Here is a 3,601-nt window from a genome sequence, read left to right on the forward strand (position 1 = left end):
GCCTCGACGTGGTGCATCAGGACCTCACCCAGGTCGATGCCGCTGGCCTTCTCGATCCCTTCCAGGCCCGGCGAGGAGTTGACCTCCAGGACCAACGGACCCGCGTCCGACTCGACCAGGTCCACCCCCGCGAAGCCCAAACCCAGCGTCCGCGCCGCCCGGACGGCCGTCCGCCGCACGGAGGCGTCGGGTCGGACGGCCTCCACGCTCCCGCCGCGGTGCACGTTGGAGCGGAACTCGTCGCCCTTGGCCTGACGGCGCATCGCGGCGACCACCTGGTTGCCAACGACGATGACGCGCAGGTCCGAGCCCCCGGCCTCGGCGATGTACTGCTGCACGAGGATGTTCTGGCCGACCGAGTGGAAGGCGTCGACGGTCGAGTTGAAGCCCGACCTGCTGTCGACCTTGATCACCCCGGCGCCCTGCGTGCCTTCGAGGAGCTTCACCACCGCGGGCGGCCCGTCGACGAGTTTCAACAGGGAGCGCGCCAGGTCGGTTCGCCGGGCCAGTCCCGTCGCGGGGATCGGGATGCCGTGCTGCGCGAGGATCTGCAGCGAACGCAGCTTGTCGCGGGAGTTGAGGATCGCATCGGCCGGGTTGATGACGTACATCCCCATCATCTGCAGTTGACGGACGACGGCGGCGCCGTAGAACGTGATCGACGCGCCGATGCGTGGGATCACCGCATCGACCTTCGGGAACGGTTTGCCGCGCAGGTACGCCTCCGTGCCGCGCGACGACACCATCATGGTGATGTCGAGTGGATCCATGATCTGCACGGTGTGTCGCAGGCGTCGTGCTGCGCTGGCCAGCCGTCGCGTCGAGTACAGCCGGCGGTTGCGCGAGAGGATGGCGACCTTCACCGGCGCCTCTTCCGGTCGGGGACGGTGGGGTGGTCTCCAGCGGGGCGGCGCGGTGGCGGAACGACCGCGCGCGGCGGCGTGCGGCGTTGCGACTCGACCGCTGATCTGCGTGGCGGCGCTGGCGTGGACCGGTACCCGTGCCCGGGATCGACCAGGTAGCCCTCGAGGGTGCTCCTCCCCAGGATCATGCGGAAGTTCATCCCGGTCCGGTCGGTGACGGTGATGTCGGTCATGCGGTCCAGGGGTCCGCACACGACCCGGGTTCGCACGACCGGACGACGCTCGGCCCTCGCGCCGGTGTCGCGGACGCGACGGAAACCGACGGCCGGGGCGGTCACGATGCGCCGACGGGCGTCGCGGTCGCGTCCCAGCATGACCGCGAAACGCAGGATCGGTAGCTCGCGGCCGTCCAGGACGTGGTGGCCCACGACGGTGAGGTCTCGGACGTGGACGGCGCTGCTCCGCGCGCCGGTGTCGAGCTTCACACGCAGGCGTCGGATGCCCCACCGCGGCAGCGACGCCTGCTCCTTCCATCCCAGGACAGGCGTCGGCTCACGTGTGGGCACGGCAGCTCCGGTCCGGCGGGGGACGATCCGAGCCGGTCGCGCGGCAGCCTAACCCAGGGTGCAACGACCGGGACCGCGCCGGACGCGGTCATTCCAACGGACGCAGCACCAGCCCCGTGCGCGGTTTGGGGAAGAACGACGTCGTCTTGGGAGGCATGCGCAAACCGGCGTCGGCCACCGCGCGAACCCGGTCGAGCGTCACCGGTCGGAGCACGAACAGTGCGTCGGCGCTTCCCGCCATGACCTCCCCGGCGGCGGCTCGAGCATCCGGGGTGTAGCGCACCTCTTCGGCCTGATCCACCTGGAGCGGGCCGCTGAGCAGAGCGTCGAGGAGGGCGACGTCGAGGTGGCGCACCTCGGCCGGCACGTCGCGTGGCGCCAGCGCCTCAGCGGCGACATCGTCGAACTCGACGAGCGTTCGCTCCTGGCGGGTCACCAACCCGAACCTGGCCGTTGGCCGCTCGTCGAGCACGGTGGCGATCCGCCGCAGGTCCGCGTCTTCATCGGCGACCGGAACCAGCCGCGCCCCGACCTCGGCGAGTCGGCGCGGGACGTCCGACGCGAGCCGACGCACCAGACGGTGCATCGCCCGCACCACCGGCCCGGCGCGGTCGACGCCGCCCCCGCTCGGAGCCACGACGTAGGCCAGGATGCGGCCGGTGCCGGGCCCGGGTCGCGTGTCGTGGTGCTGCAACGCGCCGGTGTAGCGGTGGTGGCCGTCAGCCATCAGCAGGCGTGCCGGAGCGTAGGCCGCTCGGACGGCCGCCGTCATGTCGCTGTCGGCGATGACCCACAGCCGGTGGGTGACGCCGTCCTCGGGATCGGTGAACACCGCGTCGGCACGCCCTGCGCTGACCTCATCGAGCACGGTCGTGACCTCGGGAGGTTCGGCGGGAGCCAGGACGTAGACGGGGGAGGTGTTGACCGGCAGGGCTGCCAGGAGCCGCAGCCGATCCTCAACCGGCGGTCGGAAGATCTGCTCGTGTGGCAGGACGTCACCCGATCCCCACGGCACCAGGCGGAGCGCGGCCAGGACGCCCCGCTGGTGGCGTTGCTCGTCGCCGTGCGTGTACTGCTGCTCGTAGACGTACAAGGCCGGACGGGGATCGCGGGCGACAACGCCTGCCTCGATCCACCTGTGGTAGGTGTCCGCCGCGAGCTCGTAGCGGTTCCGGCCGGCACGATCGCCTTCGTGGGGCTCGGCACGCTCCAAGCGGACCACGTTGACCGCACTGCGCTGGTGCAGCCGGTGTGACAGGCCCGGGTCGATCGCGTCGTACGGCGGGGCGGTGACATCGGCCAGATCGTGGCCTGCTGTGTACCGGACGCCCCGGAAAGGCGCGAGGTCCACCACCAGCGTCTCCTGGCCAACCCGCCAAGGGTCTACCACGGCGGGAAGAGCGACGAGGGACGCACGACGGGTGGCGCGCATCGAGTGTTGCCGAGGGCGAGGTTGCGTGCGCCTGCCAGGTCTAGCCTCCCTGGCGGCATGGCGCTCCTGGATCGCTACGACGGCCTCGTCGTTGACCTCGACGGCGTGGTGGTGCGCGTCGAGGACCCGATCGCGGAGGCGGTCGAGATGCTGTCGCGCATCGAGCACCCCACCGTGTTCGTGACCAACAACGCGACCCGCCGACCCGACCACTGGGTGGCTGTCCTGCAGCGCGCCGGCTTGGCGGTCGACGCGGACCGGGTCCTGACGAGCGCGATGGCGGCTGCCTGGCTCGTGGGCGGCCAACCGCCGCCGCGCGTCCTGGTGATCGGTGAGGAGGGCTTACGCGCTGCCTTGACCGACGCCGGGATCCCGCTGGTCGACGCACCCGACCACGCCGACGCGGTCGTCGTCGGGTGGGACCGCCAGCTGACCTGGGAGCGGCTGCGTGACGCGACCCTGGCGATCGCCCGTGGCGCCCGGTTCGTGGCGACCAACGCCGACCTGGTCTACCCCGCCGAGGATGGTCCCTGGCCAGGTAACGGCGCAGCGCTGGCGTACCTGCGTGCCGCCACCGGCGTCCACCCCGAGATCGCCGGGAAGCCGGAACGGCCGCTGTTCGAGCTGGCCGCGGAGCGCCTGTCGCCCGGCGATGGACGCATCCTCGTGGTCGGCGACCAACTCGACACCGACGTGGCCGCTGCCCAGCGGATGGGATGGGACGCAGCGCTGGTGTTGAC

The 3,601-nt window shown here is 71.5% G+C and carries 4 protein-coding genes; 1 reads left to right on the forward strand and 3 read right to left on the reverse strand.

Annotation, left to right across the window (positions count from 1 at the left end):
* The 3 genes from M3N57_03595 to M3N57_03605 form a co-directional block, all read right to left on the reverse strand.
* On the reverse strand, nt 1-863 hold an 863-nt coding region (locus M3N57_03595; GenBank protein ID MDP9021780.1), incomplete at its 3' end, for a RimK family alpha-L-glutamate ligase.
* A complete protein-coding gene (locus M3N57_03600) occupies nt 860-1,429 on the reverse strand; it encodes a RimK/LysX family protein (protein MDP9021781.1) in 570 nt (189 codons plus the stop codon). The genes M3N57_03600 and M3N57_03595, both read right to left, overlap by 4 nt.
* An 88-nt stretch (nt 1,430-1,517) precedes the next feature.
* Complete coding sequence (locus M3N57_03605) at nt 1,518-2,783, reverse strand: DUF1015 domain-containing protein (protein MDP9021782.1); 1,266 nt, start codon at nt 2,781-2,783, stop codon at nt 1,518-1,520.
* 135 nt (nt 2,784-2,918) lie between these two features.
* Here M3N57_03605 and M3N57_03610 point away from each other — a divergent pair.
* Nucleotides 2,919-3,601 (forward strand): HAD-IIA family hydrolase (locus M3N57_03610; GenBank protein ID MDP9021783.1); only part of this gene is annotated, 683 nt, incomplete at its 3' end.

It is taken from the genome of Actinomycetota bacterium (assembly GCA_030776725.1).
Classification (GTDB): domain Bacteria; phylum Actinomycetota; class Nitriliruptoria; order Nitriliruptorales; family JAHWKO01; genus JAHWKW01.